This is a genomic window from Vulgatibacter incomptus, from assembly GCF_001263175.1.
GTDB classification, from domain to species: domain Bacteria; phylum Myxococcota; class Myxococcia; order Myxococcales; family Vulgatibacteraceae; genus Vulgatibacter; species Vulgatibacter incomptus.
This window is the reverse complement of sequence record NZ_CP012332.1, coordinates 2,350,024-2,368,491: the sequence shown is the minus strand read 5'-3', so window position 1 is coordinate 2,368,491 and position 18,468 is coordinate 2,350,024. Positions and strand designations below refer to the sequence as shown.

At 67.7% G+C, this 18,468-nt stretch carries 18 protein-coding genes and 1 tRNA gene; 14 read left to right on the top strand and 5 right to left on the bottom strand.

The genetic code is table 11. The features are described from left to right. Window positions 1–11: 11 nt before the first annotated feature. The 5 genes from AKJ08_RS09770 (at window position 12) to AKJ08_RS09750 (ending at window position 5,803) form a co-directional block, all read left to right on the top strand. Window positions 12–833, top strand: a complete 822-nt coding sequence (locus AKJ08_RS09770; RefSeq protein WP_169788793.1) for a class II glutamine amidotransferase — start codon at window positions 12–14, stop codon at window positions 831–833. A gap of 210 nt (window positions 834–1,043) precedes the next feature. Next, window positions 1,044–3,062, top strand: a complete 2,019-nt coding sequence (gene ftsH, locus AKJ08_RS09765) for an ATP-dependent zinc metalloprotease FtsH (RefSeq protein WP_050725899.1) — start codon at window positions 1,044–1,046, stop codon at window positions 3,060–3,062. 90 nt (window positions 3,063–3,152) lie between these two features. Then, on the top strand, window positions 3,153–3,392 hold the full coding sequence (locus AKJ08_RS09760; RefSeq protein WP_050727510.1) for a hypothetical protein: 240 nt from the start codon (window positions 3,153–3,155) through the stop codon (window positions 3,390–3,392). A 55-nt stretch (window positions 3,393–3,447) separates the two neighbouring features. After that, complete coding sequence (locus AKJ08_RS09755) at window positions 3,448–4,008, top strand: nucleotide exchange factor GrpE (RefSeq protein WP_050725898.1); 561 nt, start codon at window positions 3,448–3,450, stop codon at window positions 4,006–4,008. 265 nt (window positions 4,009–4,273) lie between these two features. Then, window positions 4,274–5,803 carry a DegQ family serine endoprotease gene (locus AKJ08_RS09750; RefSeq protein ID WP_050725897.1) on the top strand — a complete coding sequence of 510 codons (1,530 nt, stop codon included), beginning with the start codon at window positions 4,274–4,276 and terminating at the stop codon, window positions 5,801–5,803. A gap of 25 nt (window positions 5,804–5,828) precedes the next feature. On the opposite strand, the gene AKJ08_RS09745 is transcribed toward AKJ08_RS09750, so the two are convergent. Next, entirely contained in the window at window positions 5,829–6,170 is a 342-nt protein-coding gene (locus AKJ08_RS09745; RefSeq protein ID WP_157370598.1) for a hypothetical protein, read from the bottom strand. Between the two features lie 241 nt (window positions 6,171–6,411). Here AKJ08_RS09745 and AKJ08_RS19780 point away from each other — a divergent pair, with 241 nt between their 5' ends. Together AKJ08_RS19780 and AKJ08_RS09735 are read left to right on the top strand one after the other, a co-directional pair. Next, complete coding sequence (locus tag AKJ08_RS19780; protein WP_050725895.1) at window positions 6,412–6,777, top strand: PilZ domain-containing protein; 366 nt, start codon at window positions 6,412–6,414, stop codon at window positions 6,775–6,777. Window positions 6,778–6,960: 183 nt separating this feature from the next. Beyond that, the gene (locus AKJ08_RS09735; RefSeq protein ID WP_050725894.1) at window positions 6,961–7,476 is read left to right on the top strand and encodes a hypothetical protein; all 516 of its coding nucleotides are present in this window, start codon (window positions 6,961–6,963) and stop codon (window positions 7,474–7,476) included. Window positions 7,477–7,557: 81 nt separating this feature from the next. Here the strand turns inward: AKJ08_RS09735 and AKJ08_RS09730 are convergent, their stop codons facing one another. The 3 genes from AKJ08_RS09730 to AKJ08_RS09720 form a co-directional block, all read right to left on the bottom strand. Continuing rightward, window positions 7,558–9,087 carry a Glu/Leu/Phe/Val family dehydrogenase gene (locus AKJ08_RS09730; RefSeq protein WP_050725893.1) on the bottom strand — a complete coding sequence of 510 codons (1,530 nt, stop codon included), beginning with the start codon at window positions 9,085–9,087 and terminating at the stop codon, window positions 7,558–7,560. 224 nt (window positions 9,088–9,311) lie between these two features. Then, complete coding sequence (locus tag AKJ08_RS09725; RefSeq protein WP_050725892.1) at window positions 9,312–11,120, bottom strand: matrixin family metalloprotease; 1,809 nt, start codon at window positions 11,118–11,120, stop codon at window positions 9,312–9,314. After that, the gene (locus AKJ08_RS09720; protein ID WP_157370596.1) at window positions 11,117–11,695 is read right to left on the bottom strand and encodes a hypothetical protein; all 579 of its coding nucleotides are present in this window, start codon (window positions 11,693–11,695) and stop codon (window positions 11,117–11,119) included. The genes AKJ08_RS09725 and AKJ08_RS09720 overlap by 4 nt, the downstream gene beginning before the upstream one ends. A gap of 181 nt (window positions 11,696–11,876) precedes the next feature. Between AKJ08_RS09720 and AKJ08_RS09715 the strand changes: the two genes are divergently transcribed. The 5 genes from AKJ08_RS09715 to AKJ08_RS09695 all read left to right on the top strand — a co-directional run bounded on the left by AKJ08_RS09715 (window position 11,877) and on the right by AKJ08_RS09695 (window position 15,495). Continuing rightward, window positions 11,877–11,952 (top strand) — tRNA-Thr (locus tag AKJ08_RS09715). Between the two features lie 348 nt (window positions 11,953–12,300). Continuing rightward, window positions 12,301–12,813 (top strand): hypothetical protein, encoded by a 513-nt coding sequence (locus AKJ08_RS09710; protein WP_050725890.1) that lies wholly within the window; start codon window positions 12,301–12,303, stop codon window positions 12,811–12,813. 47 nt (window positions 12,814–12,860) lie between these two features. Beyond that, entirely contained in the window at window positions 12,861–13,406 is a 546-nt protein-coding gene (locus tag AKJ08_RS09705) for a DUF302 domain-containing protein (protein WP_082343021.1), read from the top strand. Window positions 13,407–13,446: 40 nt separating this feature from the next. Next, the gene (locus AKJ08_RS09700; protein ID WP_050725888.1) at window positions 13,447–14,421 is read left to right on the top strand and encodes a nitrilase-related carbon-nitrogen hydrolase; all 975 of its coding nucleotides are present in this window, start codon (window positions 13,447–13,449) and stop codon (window positions 14,419–14,421) included. A gap of 108 nt (window positions 14,422–14,529) precedes the next feature. Next, window positions 14,530–15,495: an ABC transporter substrate-binding protein gene (locus tag AKJ08_RS09695; protein WP_205624707.1), complete on the top strand. Its 966-nt coding sequence runs from the start codon at window positions 14,530–14,532 to the stop codon at window positions 15,493–15,495. Between the two features lie 40 nt (window positions 15,496–15,535). Here the strand turns inward: AKJ08_RS09695 and AKJ08_RS09690 are convergent, their stop codons facing one another. Next, window positions 15,536–17,089, bottom strand: a complete 1,554-nt coding sequence (locus AKJ08_RS09690) for an HAD-IG family 5'-nucleotidase (protein WP_050725886.1) — start codon at window positions 17,087–17,089, stop codon at window positions 15,536–15,538. A 375-nt stretch (window positions 17,090–17,464) separates the two neighbouring features. On the opposite strand from AKJ08_RS09690, the gene rpsL reads away from it, so the two are divergent. Both rpsL and rpsG read left to right on the top strand, forming a co-directional pair. Further along, entirely contained in the window at window positions 17,465–17,836 is a 372-nt protein-coding gene (gene rpsL, locus AKJ08_RS09685) for a 30S ribosomal protein S12 (RefSeq protein ID WP_050725885.1), read from the top strand. 75 nt (window positions 17,837–17,911) lie between these two features. After that, window positions 17,912–18,385 carry a 30S ribosomal protein S7 gene (gene rpsG, locus AKJ08_RS09680; protein WP_050725884.1) on the top strand — a complete coding sequence of 158 codons (474 nt, stop codon included), beginning with the start codon at window positions 17,912–17,914 and terminating at the stop codon, window positions 18,383–18,385. Window positions 18,386–18,468: the final 83 nt, after the last annotated feature.

The window sequence follows — 18,468 nt, the reverse complement described above, 5'->3', positions numbered from 1 at the left end:
CTGGCACGACGATGTGCCGCCTCTTCGGATTCCGCTCCGCCCAGCCGCTGGCCCTCCGGCAGCCGCTCCTCCATTCCTCCAACTCGCTCCTCCACCAGAGCGGCGCACACCGCCACGGATGGGGTATCGGCTGGTGGGAGCCCCGGCAGGACGAGCCCCGCCTGGTCCGGAGCGCTCGCGGGGCGGCGGCCGATCCCGGATTCTCGAGCCTCGCCGAGTCGGTGGAGGCCCCCGCGGCGATCGCCCACGCCCGCGAGGCGAGCGTAGGCCGCGTGAGCCTGGGCAACGCCCATCCGTTCACCTGGGGATCCTGGCTCTTCGCGCACAACGGGACGATCCCGCGATTCTCCGAGGTGCGCGGCGCCGTCGAGGCAGAGCTGGCGCCGGCGTTTCGTTCGGTCGCGTCCGGTGAGACCGACAGCTCCCGCTGCTTCGCGCTCTTCCTCACCCGCCTCTCGAAGCTCGCTGCGCCGGAGCACGATCCTCCGATGGCCGCGATCGCGCAGGCCCTCGGCGAGACCGTCGCGATCGTCGCGGGAATCGCCGACGCCCCGGGCTATCGGCCCTCCGCGACCAACTTCCTCGTCGGCAACGGACGGTCGATGCTCGCATGCAGGCGCGGGCGCACGCTCTTCCACGCGACGAGGCTCCGGGCGGAGTCGGGACACGAGGTCGCGGGAGCCACCGTTCCCCGCCTCCTGATCGCGTCAGAGGACCCGGGCGACGACCACCTCTGGGAGCCGACGCCGGAGGAGGAGATGGTCGGGATCGACTCCTCCTTCCGGCTGCACCGCTTCGATCTTCGGGACTGGGGCATCCGGGCGGCCGGCTGATCGGCTGCGCGCAGTTCGGAGGCACGCCATCCCATCAAACCCGCCCGGGGCCCGGTGCTCGGGGGCACGGCTTGCGGTCCACCCGATCGGCTCCATAGCTTGCCGGTGTCCTTCGCGCGCGCATGCAGACGCGTCGTGCGCGCATCCGTCGGGTTCGCCATCGTGCAACTGGCCCGCAGGAAGGGAGGCGGATGGAAAGGAGCGCGGCGGATGTCGACGCAGCCGGCACAGAACCCTGGCGGCAAGAAGCAGCCTCAGGGGTCGGGCCAGGACTCACCTAAGCTCAAGCTCGGCTCCCCGCTCGGGATCATCCTCCTCCTGATCGTAGGCTTCTTCCTCTTCCGCGGCTTCTTCGAGAACGTCGGCGTCACCCGCGTTCCCTACTCGGAGTTCCTCACGGCGATCGACGCGGGCCGCTTCCAGCGCGTCGTGATCGGCGACTCCTGGGTGAAAGGCTACGTCGCCGCACAGCCCGGACGTGCGCCGCCGAAGCCCGACAAGCCGGTCCTCGGCCGTGATGCCGGGGCCCTTCCCTGGATGGCGAACACCATACAGGGCGCTCAGCCTCAGCTCGTCGACAAGCTCCAGTCCAAGGGCGTCGAGTACGAAGCGGTCCGCTCCTCCAACTTCGGCGAGCTGATCCTGATCTGGATCGTCCCGATCGTCCTCGCGATCCTCTTCTGGAGCTGGATGATGCGGCGGGTCGGCACGCAGATGGGCCAGGGCCCGCCGGGCGTCATGACCTTCGGCAAGTCCCGGGCGAAGCTCCACATGGAGTCCGACACCGGCGTCGGCTTCAAGGACGTGGCCGGCATCGATGAGGCCGTCGAAGAGCTCAAGGAGATCGTCGACTTCCTCAAGATGCCGGAGAAGTTCCGGCGCCTCGGCGGCAAGATCCCCAAGGGCGTGATGCTCGTCGGCCCGCCCGGCACCGGCAAGACCCTCCTCGCTCGCGCGGTTGCAGGCGAGGCGGGCGTGCCCTTCTTCAGCCTCTCGGGCTCCGAGTTCGTCGAGATGTTCGTCGGCGTCGGCGCCGCGCGGGTCCGCGACCTCTTCCAGCAGGCCCAGACCCGGGCGCCGTGCATCATCTTCATCGACGAGCTCGACGCGATCGGCAAGAGCCGCAATTCGGGGATCATGGGCCACGACGAGCGGGAGCAGACGCTCAACCAGCTCCTCGCCGAGATGGACGGCTTCGACAGCCGGGTGGGGCTCATCATCCTCGCCGCCACCAACCGGCCCGAGATCCTCGATCCCGCCCTGATGCGGCCCGGACGCTTCGACCGCCAGGTGCTCGTGGATCGGCCCGACAAGCGCGGGCGCGAGCGGATCCTCGAGATCCACGCAAGGGATGTGAAGCTCTCCCGCGACGTCGACCTGAAGGTCATCGCCTCGCGCACCCCCGGTTTCGCGGGCGCCGACCTGGCCAACATCGTGAACGAGGCGGCGCTCCTCGCGGCTCGGCGTGGGAAGGACGAGGTCACGCGGTCCGAGCTCGAGGAGGCGATCGAGCGGGTGGTCGCCGGCCTGGAGAAGAAGAGCCGGCGGCTCAACGAGCGCGAGAAGGAGATCGTCGCCTACCACGAGTCCGGCCACACCATCGTGGGCTGGTTCCTCCCACGCACCGAGCGGGTGCAGAAGGTCTCGATCATCCCTCGCGGCGTCGCAGCCCTCGGCTACACCATGCAGATGCCCCTCGAGGACCGATACCTCATGACCGTCCCCGAGCTGCGCGACAAGATCGCGGCGTTGCTGGGAGGCCGGGCGGCGGAAGAGCTGATCGTCGGGGAGATCTCCACAGGCGCAGCCAACGATCTCCAGCAGGCCACCGACATCGCCGCGGCGATGGTCCGTGAGTACGGGATGAGCGAGTCGATCGGCCCCGTGTCCCTGGGGGATCGGCGCCGCGCCGCCTTCCTCCAGCAGACCGGCAATCCGAGTGAGATGCGCGGTTACTCGGAGCAACTGCATCGGCTGGTGGACTCCGAGATCCAGCGGATCATCCAGGAGGGGCTCGAGACGGCCCGGCACCTGATCCGCGCGCACCGCACGAAGCTCGAGTCGCTGGCGGCCCGCCTCCTCCAGCAGGAGGTGGTCGAAGAGGAGGAGATCGAGCGGATCCTCGGGGCAAAGGCCTCCGACCAGTACACCCCGGTGCGAAGCGGCGGCGAGATCCTCGCTCCCCCATCGCTGATGGGATCGGGCAAGGCGGCCACCGGCGACGAGTAGCCCGCGCTCATCTTTGGAAGCGGTAGTCCGTCGTCGGCCTTAACTTCCCTGGAGAGGGGAATGGCGAGCGGAGGGCGGAGGAGCGCGACGATGGACGTGAAGATCGGCAAGAGCCACCTGGCGCGAAAGGCGCTCTTCCGCCGGGGCGTCCAGCAGCGATCCCTCTCGGTCGAGGAGATCGAGGAGGCGCTCCCTCCGGGGAGCCTGACCTCCGCCGAGCGATGGCTGCTCTACTACTCGCTGCGGGCGGCGGAGATCGAGATCGTCGGCGATCCCTCCGACGCCCTGGGGCTGACGGGCTTGGAGGAGGAGGCCGGCGAGCCGCGCTGACCTCGGCCTTTCGAAGGTTGACAAGTGGAAGCCGGTCGCTAGGTTTCGCGCCACCATGGAGAACCCCGAAGAGACCCAGAAGCCGACCGAGACCAGCGAAGAGCGAGTGGCCGAAGCCTCGAGCGACGAGCTCGACTCGTTGCGCGGGCAGCTCGACGCGAAGTCCAAGCGGATCGACGAGCTCTCCCGCGCCTACGCCGATGCGCTCAACGACCGCGAGTCGTTCAAGCGCCGCATGGAGCGCGAGAAGGACCGCCAGGTCGAGCGCGCCCAGGCCGACTCGGCCACGCTCCTGCTCGACGCCATGGACGATCTGCGCCGAGCCCTCGCGAGCTCGACGAAGGACGCCGCCGCCCTCGCCGAGGGAGTCCGCCTGATCGCCGACGCGCTGCAGCGCCGCCTGGAGGGCGTCGGCGTCGTCCCCGTCCACGCCGAGGGCCAGGTCTTCGATCCTCTCGTCCACGAAGCGGTGGACATGGTCCCGACCAACGATCGCGAGAGCGACGGCGTGGTGATCGAGGAGATCCGCGGGGGCTGGAAGATCGGCGAGAAGGTGATCCGTCCGGTTCGGGTGCGGGTCGCGCGCTATGTACCCGGCCCCGAAGGGGCGGCCTGAAGCAACAATCCGAGCAGGTTCGACGGCCGATGCCCGGACCCGCCCCGTCGGGGCCGCCGGTACGTCCCCGATCGATTCCGAAGCGAGCGGGCGATCGACGGGAATGGCCACGCCAGGTGATCGTTGATCGGGCAGCCGACCGTCCGGGCCGGCCGAGCGGCCACGGCGTCCCAACGAACCGCCTTCCGCGCTTGGCTACGCCTCGGCTCTCCGGCAGAGAACGTATGAGCGCCCTCGGTCGCTCTGGACTGTCGTCGGGGTATCCATGTCCTCCTTCGCTCGTGGTCTCTTCATCGGCGCCGCCGGCTGCGCCGCCCTCGCCGCATCGCTCGCTGTCGTCAGCCCCATCTCCTTCGAGGGATCGACCGCGCACGCGAAGGGCCGGAGCGAGCTCTGGCACGAGTACGGCGACGGGCGTCCCTCTCCCGCGATCCCCAACGGCTTCTCGCCGCTCCCCTCTCTCGCACCCCTGGTGAAGACCCTGAAGCCCGCGGTGGTGAGCGTCTCCACCGCGAGCGTGGTCCGGTCGCGCCGCAGGGGAGGCCCCGATCCCTTCGAGGAGTTCTTCCGGCGGTTCATGGGGGAGCAGGGCCAGCGCGATGGCGCCGGGCCCGCGCCCGCGCCGAGAGGGCAGGGCGAGCGGATCATGCCCCGCTCCATGGGCTCCGGCTTCATCCTCCACGAGAGCGGCCTCGTCCTCACCAACAACCACGTCATCGACGGCGCCGATCAGATCGAGGTCAAGCTCGCCGACGGTCGCGAGTTCAAGGCCCAGGTCGTCGGCAGCGATCCGAAGACCGACGTGGCGCTCCTGCGGCTCGAGAACGCCAAGGATCTCCCGGCGGTGATGCTCGGCGACTCCGACGCGGCCGAGGTCGGCGATTGGGTCGTCGCCATCGGAAACCCCTTCGGCCTCTCGCACTCCGTCTCGATGGGCATCGTCTCCGCCAAGGAGCGGTTCATCGGCGCCGGGCCCTACGACGATTTCATCCAGACCGACGCCGCCATCAACCCCGGCAACTCGGGCGGACCCCTCTTCAACTCCCGCGGCGAGGTCATCGGCATCAACACCGCCATCGTGGCCCAGGGGCAGGGGATCGGCTTCGCCGTCCCGATCAATCTGGTCAAGGCCCTCGTGCCCCAGCTCGAGGGCAAGGGGCACGTCTCCCGCGGTTGGCTGGGGGTCGCGACGCAGGATCTCACCGCCGAGCTCGCGAAGGGCCTCTCGCTGGGGAAGCAGCACGGCGCCCTCGTCGCCGACGTCGTCCCGGGCAGCCCCGCCGAGGCGGCGGGCGTGCGTCCCGGCGACGTGATCGTCTCCGTGGACGGTCGGACCATTGAGACCTACGCCCAGCTCTCGAGGACGGTCGCCTTCCTCAGCCCCGGGACCCGGATCGCCCTCGGCGTGATGCGGGAGGGCAAGCAGCAGCGGCTCGACGTCACCATCTCGGAGCGCACGGACGACGAGATGGCGGCGCGACCCAGGTCGAAGTCGCCTGCGGGCGAGGCGGATCCCCTCCTCGGCCTGACCGTCGGCGAGGTCACCGCCGAGACCGCGCGCTCCCTCGGGATCGCGCGAGGCGGCGGCGTCGTCGTCACCGACGTCCAGCCGGGCAGCGCCGCCGCGCGGGCAGGCGTCGCCGCGAACGACGTGCTCCTCGAGGTCAACCGCCGGCCGGTCCGGAGCCTGCCGGAATACCGCGACGCGGTTCGCTCGATCGGCTCCGGCGAGATGATTCTCCTACGCATCCAGCGGGGCGACAGCGCGATCTACCTCGCCGTTCGTCCAGGCTGACGTCCTGCGCCACGCGGCGCCCCATCTATGCGGGGATCTTCCGGATCTCCCGGGGCTTGCGGGGCGGCTTCTTGTAGAACTGCTCCGGATCCCGCTGCCTCGGAGTGGACGGCTCGTTCTTTCGATCCAGCGTGCCGGGATCCCGCCCCCCCTCCACCTGGGAGTCAGGATTCCGCTCCTGTGCCTCGTCCTGGGGGTCGCACCGGGGCCCGGCCGCGTGGCCGGTCGTGGCCGCGATTCCCGGGCTCGACGAGGGGCATGGCGCCTCCATAGGGGTCGGCCCTTCAGGCGCGGAGCCCGGCGATCCCCACGACGCGAGGCCGCAGAGCGCGAGCCCTGCAACCGTTCCCCCCATCAGTCGAAACACGGCCATCGTTCCGGTGACCCGCTCCCCTCCGGGGCCCCCGATGATGGAGCCCCCAGGGGGAGCGGGCGCTCCCCCTTCGATCAACGTATGCATCGCCCGCTGGGCGACGCGTCCCAGCCGGGCGACCGAGCGTTTGGCAGATCTTCACAGGTGGGGTCGGGTCGTTATTTTGCCCACCTTGTCCTACATCCGTACCTTGCCGTTGAGAGGGCGCGGTCGCCCGCCAGGTGGAGAGGCAAGGATGATGGGACAGCAGGCACAGGGCAGGGATCGGCGCGGCGCGTCGAGGTTCGACAAGGCCTTCCCCGTCTATCTCACCTCGTTCAGCGGAATTTCCCGGGGAGTCGCACGCAACATCTCGGCCGGAGGCATGTTCATCGAGACCTCCCAGCTCCAGCCGCTCGGCGGCCGCCTCTCCATCTGCTTCGCGGATCCGCTGTCGGGCGTCGAGCTCTCCCTGGTCGGAGAGGTTCGCTACCAGTGCGTCCTCGAATACGGCGGCAGGGAGGGCGCGACCGCGCTTCGCGGGGTGGGCGTCCGCTTCATCGAGGTCGAGGCGGACGACCCGATCCACGCCGTCGCCTCCGTCAACTGGACCATGCACTGACGCTCCGGTCGGGCGGCCTGAGGCCGCTCGATCTCGGCTGTTCCGGCTCCCTCCCCCTCGCCGCCTGACGGCGGGGGAGGATCCAGCCGGAGGCGATGTCGGACCCCTGCGGTAGGCTCCCATCATCCCGTCGCCCCATCGAGGCGAGCGTGGCACGCCGGAGAGCCGGCAAGGAGCGCCGACATGCAGCAGAGCCTCTCGACCCCTTCATCCGCCGCGTCGCAGGCCTTCCGCGCCCTCGTGGGCGCCGCGTCAGCTGGGAGCGATCCGGGGAGCGATCCGGGGACCGCCTTCGCCCAGGCCCTGATCCTCGCGGCCCCTCCCGCCCCGAGGAGGCCTCGGACCAGGCGGACGATCCAGGTCGGCGCAGGCAGTCCCACCGAGGTCCTGCAGGTCGAGTCCGCGGGCTCGCCTTCGGTGGAGCCGGCGCCAGGGAGCCTCGCGGGATTCGACGAGGGCGTCGCCGGCGTCTCCCTCTACCGCGTGGCCCGGTCGGGCAGGGTGGGCGATCGGAGCATCGCCTCAGGTGCCCTCCTCCTCGTGGGAGCTCGACCCGCCGAAAGGGGCGAGTGGGTTCTCGTGGCGACGACGTGCTCGCTCCGCCTCGTGCCCGCCTTCGCGAAAGACCGGGAGCCCCTGGGTAGCCGCGTCGTCGGCGTGGTCGAGGCCGTCGTCGCGTCCCTCGGGAACCTCCAGTGACCGATAGAAACGAACGAGCCCCGCTCGACGCCCAAGGCATCGGAGCGGGGCTCGCACCGGAATTCTACCCAGCGAGGTTGCTTACTGGGAGAAGCCCTCGATGAGGTAGTGCGCCTCGATCCGCTTGAGCGCGAGGACCATGGCCGCGGTCCGGGTCGGGATCTTGCGCCCGATCATGAACGGCGTGGAGTTGAACTCCGGCGTACGGCGCGGACGGTCAAGGGAGATGTCCTTGATGATCCGGTAGTTGGACTTGATCGCCTTCTCGAGCCGGGCGTTGACCTCCGCCTCGGTCCAGTGCTCCATCCGCTTGTTCTGGATCCACTCGTAGTACGACACGGTGACACCGCCGGAGTTGGCGATGATGTCCGGGATCAGGTCGATTTTCCGGGCCGCGAGCACCTCGTCGCCCTCGGGCGTGGTGGGGTGGTTCGCGCCTTCCGCCACCAGCTTCACCTTGATCCTGCTCGCCACGTCGCCCGTGATCTCGTCGCCGAGAGCGCAGGGGAGGAGGAAGTCCGCCTCGATCTCCCAGAAGTCGTTCTTCGAGATCGCCTGGCCGCCGGCGAAGCCCGCCACCGAGCGCTTCAGGTTCTCCCTGTTCTGGTGGACGTGGGCGACCAGCGCCGCGACGTCGAGGCCGTCCGGGTTGTAGACGGTCCCATCCGCGTCGTTGACCGCGATGAGTCGCGCGCCCATCGCGCAGAGGATCTCCGCGGCGCAGGAGCCGACGTTGCCGAAGCCCTGGAGGATGAAGCGGGAGCCCTCGAGGGAGAGGCCCTGATCCTGGAACCACTCCTCCACGCAGAACGCGAGGCCCTGCCCGGTGGCCTTCACCCGGCCCTCGGAACCGCCGATCTTGACGTCCTTGCCGGTCACGATGCCGCGCATCGTGTGCCGCTCACGCTCACCGTCGCTGAACTGGCGGAACATCCACGCCATGACTTCCCCGTTGGTGCCGACGTCCGGCGCGGGGATGTCGATGTCGGGGCCGATCATCGGCTTGAGCTTGTACATGTAGCGCAGCGAGATCGCCTCGAGCTCGTCCTTGCTGTACTCGCGGGGGTCGAGCTTGATGCCGCCCTTGCCGCCGCCGAAAGGGACGTCCGCGATCGCGGTCTTCCAGGTCATCTCCGCCGCGAGCATCTTGAAGACGTCGAGCGAGACCGCGTTGTGGTAGCGCGTTCCACCCTTGTAGGGGCCGCGGGCCTGGTTGTGCTGGACCCGATAGGCCTTGAACCGGCGGGACTTCCCCTCCTCGATGTGGAAGAGGCCCTTCTCCCCGAGGCGGATCACTCCGTTTTCCACGTGGAGATCGGCGCCGCGAAGGCCGTCCGGGCGGAGGCTGAACTTGCCGTCGAAGAGCGGGATCAGCGCGTCCTGCCGGAGCGACGACGCGGCCAGCTTCGCATAGCGAGCGCCCTCGGCCGGCGCGATCGGAGCGAGGCGGTCGTTCAGGTCGGCAGTGACGTAGAAGATGTGCTCGTAGTCGGGCTCCTCGAGCTCCAGACGAACACGACCATTGAGACCGACGAGGTCGGCGGCTGCGTGGAATACCTCCATCGCTTCCGTGTAGACATTCTTGCGATGCTCGGGAGACGAGACTTTCATGACGGGACGAACCTCGGAGTGAAGAACTTCCGCGCGCCTTCGGGCCGACCCCGAATGGACGCGGCGGCATCCTAGGCCCGCCTGTGGGGGGGATCAAGCCGCTCGGAACGCCGCAGCGCGGCGTGAGCGGCTTCAATGCGGCGTATCAGGGCGTTGCTCACCCTTCGGCTTCGCGATCGTCCTCCACCCGCGATCGGAGCGGGTGGAGGAGTCGCGGCTTCGCGTCAGGCCCGCCGGCGGCGGAGCACCATTCCGCCGATGGCCAGGAACCCGACGAGGGCAAGGTCGCCACCGCCGGCTCCGCAGCCCGAGCAACCCGGCTTCTTGGAGCTCCCGGCGCCCTCGGTCACGCCGGTCCCTGGCTGGACCGGCACCTGGCAGGTGCCCTCGACGCAGGCCGTTCCCGGGGCGCAGACGGCGTCCGCACAGGGATCGCCACCGAAGCACTCGCCATGGACGCAGGCCTTGCCCTCCGGACACTCGATCCCTTCGCAAGGATCGGGCTTCACGCACTCGCCGTCGATGCAGGTCGAGCCGTCCTCGCAGACGACCCCGTTGCACCCGTCGGAGACGCAGGTCCGCGTGGGCACGTCGCACTTCTGGCCTGCGGGGCAGGTCCCGCAGGCCGGGATGCACGCCCCGGAAGGGTCGCAGATCTCGCCCTCGCCGCAGGAGCCGGCCGTACAGGGCGCCTGGCATGCGCCGTCGACGCAGACATGGCCCGGCGCGCACCGGGTATCGCCGCAAAGCGCGGTCACCGACCCGGGGTAGCACGCGGGCGTCCCGGTGGCGGGATCGGCCAGGCAGTAGGCGCCTTCGCCGCAATCCGCGTCGGCGCGGCAGGTGCAAGAGCACCGGGCCGAGCTTCCATTCGAGACGCAGTAGTCAGAGAGCCCGCCGCAGCCGTCCGCGCCGGCCCCGCAGGTCCTCCATAGCCCGGGGCACGACGGTCCGTCGGAGTCTGCGCAGACGTAATCGGGAGGGCATAGGAACTCGGCCCTGACGTCCGGCGTGGCGCAGAGGTGAATGACTCCCGGCCCGTTCTGGAGCGCCCAGCACCTCGAGTCGCCGTCGCAGCCCGCATCCGTCGTACACGTCTTCGTGCAACTGCCGACGCCGGTGCCATCCATGTCCAGGCAGAGGTAAGCGTTGCCGGGGCCGCAGTCGCTGTCCTGTGTGCACGTCGAGCAGATCGTGCATCTGCTCTGCAGAGGAGAACAGACTCCGTCCTGGCAAAACTCTCCGTCCCCGCACTCGAGGTGGGTGCGGCAACCGGGGACGCAGGTGTCGACCGAGCAGAACATCCCGGGTGCGCAGTCGTCGTGGTTCTTGCAGCTCGGGGTCTCGCAGGTGCCGTCCTTGCAGACCTGTCCCGAGGGGCAGTCCTCGTCCACCACGCACGACTCGCACCAGCTCGGATAGAGCGCGCAGATCCCGTCCGTGTCGTCGGGGCCGAGGGTGCGACCCACCGTGCCGCCCATGTAGAAGGGCTGCATGGTGTTGCCGGGAAGGTTGGTGTGGTCGAGGCCGGCCCAGTGTCCGAACTCGTGGGTGGCGATCGACTGGAGATCCGTGTCCGAGCCGTTCGTTCGGAAGGTGAAGCCGACCGCGTTGAAGACCATGTCGCTGTAGGAGATCGCACACGCCCAGTTCGGCTGGGGCAGGGTCACGGCGATGGTCGAATTCCGGCTCCCGAACTCCCTCGGCCAGTTGCTCTCGACGAAGGAGACGACGTTCTTCCTGCTGCCCGAGAGGCCGTCCTGGGTGGCGGTCCCCATGTACACGCTCTTGAAGCCGGAGCAGCAGGGGGCGCTCCAGGTCTCCATCGACGCCTTCAGGACCGTCTCGACGGTCTCGAAGGGAAGCCGGGAGTAGCCGATGTCCTGGATGCGCCAGGGGGTCGGCGCCATCCAGGCCGCGCCGCGACCGGCGGCGCATCCCGATTGGGAGATGAAGGTGTAGGCGCGGGCCTCGGAGGAGGGGAGGAGCGCGAGCGCGGTGGCGGCGATGGCCGCGAGGATCCCGGGCTTCATCGCGCGTCCTCGCCCTGCCGCACGTACTCGCGGACCAGCTTCGCGAACACGTCGAGGGGGATCGGCGCCTCGGCGCCGCCTGGGATCAGCTGGCCGCCCTGGTAGAAGGCGAGCTCGCCGAGGCTCCGCTCAAGGGTCGGGCCGAACTCTCCGGGCTTCACCGTGTACATCGACTGCCCGAGCGCCGTCAGATACGCCGTCCCGGTCTCGTCCACGTCGAGCAGCAGCACCACCTCCTCGCCGTCGACGAAGACCGCGTCGCCCGGAATCGACAGCCGCTCCTCGCCGGTCTCGCCGAGGAGCTGGCGAACCCGGACGGTCTCGCCGGCCTTCCGATCGCCCTTGTACGTCTCGAGGATCTCGAAGGGGCGGTCGGTGCGGGGCCTGCCGTCCTTCCCGACGAAGGTGGTGGCCGTCTTGCCGGTCCTGGCGCGCACGACCAGCCGTGAGAGGTCCACCTGTTCCTTGAGCTCCAGGTAGCGGACGACCGTAGCGTGGGCGGGACCGGCGAGCACCACGAGAACGGCCAAGGGAGCCAGAATCGCGAGGTGCGCACGTTTCGTGAGTGACTTCATCCATCCTCCGGCCCCGTACGGCAGGGCACACGGTCCGGATGCTATACGTCTCCGGGGAGGCTCGTTCAAGCCTTCCACCCGGCGCCGGCGGTCGAAAGCTCAACTCACCGCTTGACGTTCGCGGTCGAGGATGGCACAAACCCGCGCCGTCGACGATCGCTTGCGATCCTCGGCACGTTGGGCCGACGTAGCTCAGTTGGTAGAGCAGCGCATTCGTAATGCGCAGGTCGCGGGTTCGATTCCCTCCGTCGGCACCACTCGTCGGGCAGGAGGGCATGCCTTCAAGGGCTGCCCTCCTGCCTCCGAGCCACGCACGCTTCGCCAGGGTCGGTGCTACCGGGTCCGGGCGACGTCAGCTCCCCCCACATGTGGATCTTCGCCTGGATCGTCGCGTTGGCGGTCGCCGCCGCGGGCTGCACCCGCGAGCCTTGAACGGCAACTTCCGGAGCAACGGGGGAGCGATCGAGCGATTGCTCCTTCGATTTCCGAGCGCAATTGAGCTCGGCCTGCTCAACGCGCGGATTTGACCTTTCCGGCTCGAGAGCTCGTCACGAGCAAGTTCACGAACGAGGAAGCGACCGTCGCCTGAGCTCGGGGAGGAGTCCTTGAACACACGCGAGGCGGACTTGACCTTCATCGCGCCGAGCACAACCCTATTGGATGTGGTCTCAGCAGGGGAGGAATGTCTCATGGCCAAGGGCCACGCCCGCGCCGCATATCTGGAATGGGGCCCTCCCGCTCTAAAAGACTACTACCCAGCATGGTTGGACGAACTGGCCGTCGATGCCACGCTGGAGGGCTCGCTGCTCGACGGCGCCGTGCAGGGCGCGGAGGCCGTCCGATCAATCGTGGTCGCCATCCGCTCCCTCTATGAACGTCAGGAACACAAGTTCGCCGGCCCCTGCGGCGACAACGGCTTCCTCGAGGAATACATCGCCGTAGTACGGGGTGAGCCTATTGGCTGTGTCGTACTGGTCACCCGCAACGCCGATCGGGAGACACAGCGGGTCGTCGCGAGCTACCGGCCTCGCAGCTCGCTCCTGCTCTTGTCCCGCCTGCTGCGAGAGAAATTCGCCGGTACTCCATTCGGCGATCAATTCGCAGGCAAGGAGCCCTGAAGCATACCTGCCCTCAGTTTCGGGAACCGATCAGTGGAGGCCCGCGAATGCCAATGCCACCCTATGTTTCCGCATACGAAGGGTCTCGTCTCGAGATCACACTCGACGTTTCGCACGGAGAGTTTACGAGCGCCCTCGAAGGGCTGATGGGACGGATGGACCCCGCCGCGCTCGACGATCTCGCGTCGCTGTCGCCGCGAGCCGCAAAGGAGAAGCTCTCGGCGTTCGTTGGGCCACTCGACTTCACGTTGTTTCAGAAGCTCGAACATGGCGCTCTCCTCACAGCCTTCACCGGCAGGGCGGTGCGCGCTACCACCTACGTCTTCGGCAACGCGCTGATCGCCGTTCAGATGACGAAGCATGACGCCCGCGCTGGCCTCTACGTTCCATTGCGGATCTTCGTGCACGAAATCGAACACCGGCGCGTGTTGGTGACCTACGACCTGCCGTCGGCGACCATGGCGCAGTTCGCCTCGCCCGAGATCGACGCCGTCGCGCGGTCGCTCGACGAGAAGGTCGCACGGCTGCTCAAAGAGACCATCGAGCGCACGCACGCAGCATCGATGGAGGGCCAGGACTCTACTTCGCCGTAGAGGAGCTGTCTTCCAACGACGAAGGCATGGAGGCCATCCGATGACCGTCGTCAAAGCGGCTGCCGTACAGATCGCTCCGGTCCTCTACAGCCGAGAGGGCACCGTAGAGAAGGTCACCCGGAGGATCGTCGAGCTCGGGCGGCGGGGTGTTCAATTCGCCACGTTCCCGGAGGCGGTCGTACCCTATTACCCCTATTTCTCCTTTGTGCAGTCGGGGAGTGAAATGAGGAGAGGGGAGGACCAGCAGCGGCTGTTCGAGCAGGCTGTGACCGTACCGTCGGCCGCCACTCACGCGATCGCGGACGCCTGCAGGCAAGCCGAAATGGTGGTATCCATCGGCATCAACGAACGCGACGGCGGCACCCTCTACGACACGCAACTGCTGTTCGATGCCGACGGCACTCTGCTCCAGCGTCGCCGCAAGATCATGCCGACGCATCACGAGCGCATGATCTGGGGACAAGGCGACGGTTCCGGGCTGAGAGCCGTCGACAGCGAGGTCGGGCGGATCGGTCAATTGGTGTGCTGGGAACATTACAATCCGCTCGCACGCTTCGCATTGATGGCCGATGGCGAACAGATTCATTCGGCGATGTTTCCAGGTTCGATCTTCGGCGACCTCTTCACCTCGCAGATCGAGGTCAATATTCGCCAACATGCCCTCGAAGCCGCTTGCTTCGTCCTGAGCGCCTCCGCGTGGCTGACCGACGAGCAGCAAGCGCGCATCATGGAGGACTCGGGGTGCAGCATCGGCCCGATCTCAGGTGGATGCTTCACTTCGATCGTCGATCCGGACGGACAATTGATGGGTGACCCTCTACGTTCCGGCGAAGGCGCCGTCGTTGCCGAGCTCGATTTATCTTTGATCGACAGACGCAAACAGATGATGGATTCGGTCGGGCACTACAGTCGCCCAGAGCTCTTGAGTCTGTTGATCGACCGAACGCCCGCCGCTTGCGTTCATGAGCGAACGGTCGAGAACGTCGAGACGCACGGCGCTTCGACCGTACATTGATGGACGGGGCTCGACGCGGACCGCAGAGAATGGCGTTCGGTCGCCGCGCTTCGCCCGGGGGCATTGCTATCGGGGCCTGGCGTCGTCAGCTTCCCCGGCATGTGGATCGTGGCCTGGATCGTCGCGCTGGCGATCGCCTTCGCCGGCTGCACCCGCGATCGGGATCCGCACGATCGGGATGGCAGGCGGGTCTTCCGCGTGGGCGTCATGCCCAACATGACACATGCTCCCGGCTTGCTCGGATTCCAGAGCGGGCTGTTCCGCGAGCGGCTCGGCAACGACGTCGTGGTGAAGGACCGGGTCTTTACGGCCGGGCCGTCCGTTATCGAGGCTCTCTTCGCCGGCGACCTCGACGTTGCCTACATCGGACCCAACCCGGCGGTGAACGGCTACTTCCGCAGCAATGGAAAGGCGCTGCGGCTCATCGCGGGCGCCGCCTCCGGCGGGGCGGCCCTGGTGGTCAAACCGAGGATCCACGGCCCGCAGGATCTCGTCGGCGAGAAGGTTGCGTCACCCGCGATCGCCAACACCCAGGACGTCTCGCTGCGCTTCTGGCTTCGGGATTACGGCTTGAAGGCCAAGAGCGCGGGCGGCAACGTCGAGGTCCTGCCGGTCACGCCGGCCGACATCTTCTCGCTCTTCGGACGCGACAGGCTGGCGGCGGCGTGGGTTCCGGAGCCGTGGGTGAGCCGCCTCGTCCTCGAGGCGGGGGGCGTCGTCCTCGTCGACGAGCGCTCGCTCTGGCCCGACGGCAAGTTTCCCACCACCGTTGTCATCGCGTCGACGGACGCCCTCAAGGCCCGACCTGATCTGGTCGACCGCTTCCTCGCCGCGAACCGTGAGGCGATCCGGCGGCTCCAGGAGGATCCGGGGCCCTCGAGGAGCCAGGTCCAGCAATGGCTGAACGACAAAGGGAAGAAGCTCCGGCCCGACGTCGTGAAGCGTGCCTTCGACAACATCACGTTCACCGACGATCCGCTTTTCCCCCAGATCCAGGTGCTGGCGAGGCGAGCCGTCGTGTTGGGGGACCTGCCTACGGACGAGGGCATCGAGGGGATCCGGTCGCCCCCGTAGCGCGCCCGTGCCCCGCGAGCGGACATCGCCCCAAACGGGCTCAAGCGCCGTAGTCGCCTCCCAGTCGATCCCCGGGGCGCCGGTCGTCGGTGCCGTAGACCGAGAACGTCCCCAGGCCCACCTCGTGTGGCATGAGCGCCCGGGGCGCCCGGAAGTACTGCATCGGCGAGCTGAAGAGCAGGTTCGAGACACGGCTGGTGTAGATGCAGGCGTAGTCTTCGATCTGCTCCCCGAAGCGGCTGTTCTCCGGCCCTTCCTTGAACGTCAGGCCCCAATAGCGGTTGAAGCCTTCGTCGATCAGCCCCGACAGCCGCGAGACGGTCTCGGAGGTCTCGCGGATCGAGCGACGGAGTTGCTCCATGCTTCGCTTCGACTCGGCGCGCGTCCTCTCGAGCGCCTCGCGCGGCTCGCCCTCGAGATCTCCGTGGATGAGCCGCCGGTCCAGGGCGTTCAGACGGCTCCTCTCGAGGTTCAGGTCATCCTCGAGGCTCGCCTGCCGGCGCTCTTCGGCGGCGAGCGTCCCCAGCTCGTCTGCGTGCCTCATCAGGTGCTCGAGCTCGACCTCGAGCTCCTCGACCACCATGCAGGTCCGCCACAGCGAGCTCTTCTTCGATCTCACGATGTCGCCGTAGATGTGATCGCCGACGTAGAGGATCTTCTCCCCGCCGATCCCCATCATCTTCTCGAAGTCGACGAGGTTGCCTCCCTGGTAGGCCTTTCCCTTCTCCAGGGCCTCGGCCTTGCCGATCACGCCACCGCCGGGATCGAGCTCGAGGAGAGGGTGGCTCTCGGTGAAGAACCGCGGCTTCGCTCCGCCGACCAGCACGTATTCGAAGTACGCGCGCCACGACGGGTACTCCGGGAGCACGCCGTCGAGGAGGTGGGTCATCACCGCGGAGGTGTAATCCCAGAGCGAGTTGGTGAGGAGGAAGAGCTTCTTGCCGCTCGAGCGCAACTTGTGCAGCGCGGGGCCCAGCTCGGGATCCCGAACCACGAAGCCGTCCAGATCTTTCTGGATCTCGGACTTGAGCGAGCCGTCACGGTGGACCGTGTCGATGGCTTCCCGGATGTCGTCGTAGAGCTTGCCGTAATCGAGGCGCCTCGCTGGCTCGAGGAGCTCGATGATCTCCGCGTAGATCGACGCCTCCGGCAGCGCGAAGAGCGTATCGATCCACGCATAGCGAGGGGAGGCCGCCCGGATCTTCTCGTCGCGGTAGAGCCGCCAGCGCTCCTCGCGGGGCAGCGCCTTCCTGCCGTGGTAGACGCGGCCCACGTAGTTGAAACGGTCCATCTTCAGGAGGTTGCCGCGCTCCTTGTCGACCACGAGTCCCCGGACCACGAACTCCGGGTCGTAGCGGATCGATAGGATCTCCTCGGGATAGCCGAACGATCGCACCAGGAGCGCGATCGTCATGTCGAAGGAGAGCTGCTCGATCCGTCGCATCCGGTAGATCGCCAGCGTGTAATCCATGTCGAAGCCGACCGCCTCGATCCGATCCATGCGGAGGTTGCGGTTCACGTAGATCCGCCGTTCCCTCGGGATCTCCCGGTGGGCCGGCGTCTCGGGACCGGACTCGGTGACGAAGGATCTCACGCGCTCCTCGCTCCGCGGACCATCGGGTGCAGGGTCAACATGGCCGCTCGGGTAGCAAGCCGGCAAGTGGGCGGCAAGGCAATCGAATCGCGCATATGCCGCCAGCCGGGAAGCGGCACGGGCCGCGCCTGGGCGACCGGAAGGGCAGGCGCTTCGCAATCTCCTTGACAGCAGCCTTTCGCAATCGATATGAGCCCGCCCGATTCATTTTCGGCCGCGGCTCCCACTGGGGCGTTGCCGGTATGCGCCTTTCGACGCCGCCACCGTGGCGGTATCCGCTGCTTGACAGGGATCTCGCGATCCCTATAATGCGGCGCTCTTTTGTTTGAACCCACGTTCCCGATGTGTCGACGGGAACTTCTTGGATCGAATCGAATGCCGACGATCAACCAGCTGATCCGCAGGGGCCGCGTGGCCATGAAGGCCAAGGAGAAGGCTCCCGCCCTCGAGTTCTCTCCCCAGAAGCGTGGCGTTTGCACGCGCGTCTACACGACCACCCCCAAGAAGCCGAACTCGGCTCTTCGCAAGGTCGCCCGCGTCCGCCTCACCAACGGGATCGAGGTCACGAGCTACATCCCGGGCGTCGGCCATAACCTGCAGGAGCACTCGGTGGTGCTGATCCGCGGCGGCCGTGTCAAGGACCTCCCCGGTGTCCGCTATCACATCGTCCGTGGCAGCCTCGACTCGGTCGGCGTGGCGAACCGGAAGCAGAGCCGCTCGAAGTACGGCGCCAAGAAGCCGGGCTGATCTCTCGTTTTCAAGGGGGTCCGCGCCGCACGCACGACCGGACTCCTTCAACCAGATTCGAAAAGGTAGAGGAAGATGCCTCGCCGTCGTGAAGTAGAGAAGCGCAAGATTCTCCCGGACCCCAAGTTCAACGATCGCCTCGTCGCGAAGTTCATGAACGACGTGATGCGGGACGGCAAGAAGTCGACCGCCGAGCGGATCGTCTACGGCGCGTTCGACATCGTCGAGTCCAAGGCCACCGGTGAGGAGCCCCTCAAGCTCTTCAAGAAGGCCCTCGACAACGTCAAGCCGGTCCTCGAGGTGAAGAGCCGCCGAGTCGGTGGCGCCACCTACCAGGTCCCGGTCGAGGTTCGCCAGGACCGCCGGGTCGCCCTCGGCATGCGCTGGCTGATCACCTTCGCCGCCAGCCGCGGCGAGAAGACCATGGCCGAGAAGCTGGCCGGCGAGATCCTCGACGCGGCGAACAACCGCGGCGCCGCCGTGAAGAAGCGCGAGGACACCCACAAGATGGCAGAGGCCAACAAGGCCTTCTCGCACTATCGGTGGTAGCGACCGGCGCGGGCGCTTCCGAGAGGACGCGCCCGCATCGGATAGGTAGTAGAGGCAGCTGAAAAGCTGACACGGGCAGAAGG

Excerpts from the sequence above, each read along its gene's own strand:
- AKJ08_RS09770 (WP_169788793.1), top strand. The coding sequence starts at position 12 with ATGTGCCGCCTCTTCGGATTCCGCTCCGCCCAGCCGCTGGCCCTCCGG.
- ftsH (WP_050725899.1), top strand. The coding sequence starts at position 1,044 with ATGTCGACGCAGCCGGCACAGAACCCTGGCGGCAAGAAGCAGCCTCAG.
- AKJ08_RS09760 (WP_050727510.1), top strand. The coding sequence starts at position 3,153 with ATGGACGTGAAGATCGGCAAGAGCCACCTGGCGCGAAAGGCGCTCTTC.
- AKJ08_RS09755 (WP_050725898.1), top strand. The coding sequence starts at position 3,448 with ATGGAGAACCCCGAAGAGACCCAGAAGCCGACCGAGACCAGCGAAGAG.
- AKJ08_RS09750 (WP_050725897.1), top strand. The coding sequence starts at position 4,274 with ATGTCCTCCTTCGCTCGTGGTCTCTTCATCGGCGCCGCCGGCTGCGCC.
- AKJ08_RS19780 (WP_050725895.1), top strand. The coding sequence starts at position 6,412 with ATGATGGGACAGCAGGCACAGGGCAGGGATCGGCGCGGCGCGTCGAGG.
- AKJ08_RS09735 (WP_050725894.1), top strand. The coding sequence starts at position 6,961 with ATGCAGCAGAGCCTCTCGACCCCTTCATCCGCCGCGTCGCAGGCCTTC.
- AKJ08_RS09730 (WP_050725893.1), bottom strand. The coding sequence starts at position 9,087 with ATGAAAGTCTCGTCTCCCGAGCATCGCAAGAATGTCTACACGGAAGCG.
- AKJ08_RS09725 (WP_050725892.1), bottom strand. The coding sequence starts at position 11,120 with ATGAAGCCCGGGATCCTCGCGGCCATCGCCGCCACCGCGCTCGCGCTC.
- AKJ08_RS09720 (WP_157370596.1), bottom strand. The coding sequence starts at position 11,695 with ATGAAGTCACTCACGAAACGTGCGCACCTCGCGATTCTGGCTCCCTTG.
- AKJ08_RS09705 (WP_082343021.1), top strand. The coding sequence starts at position 12,861 with ATGCCAATGCCACCCTATGTTTCCGCATACGAAGGGTCTCGTCTCGAG.
- AKJ08_RS09700 (WP_050725888.1), top strand. The coding sequence starts at position 13,447 with ATGACCGTCGTCAAAGCGGCTGCCGTACAGATCGCTCCGGTCCTCTAC.
- rpsL (WP_050725885.1), top strand. The coding sequence starts at position 17,465 with ATGCCGACGATCAACCAGCTGATCCGCAGGGGCCGCGTGGCCATGAAG.
- rpsG (WP_050725884.1), top strand. The coding sequence starts at position 17,912 with ATGCCTCGCCGTCGTGAAGTAGAGAAGCGCAAGATTCTCCCGGACCCC.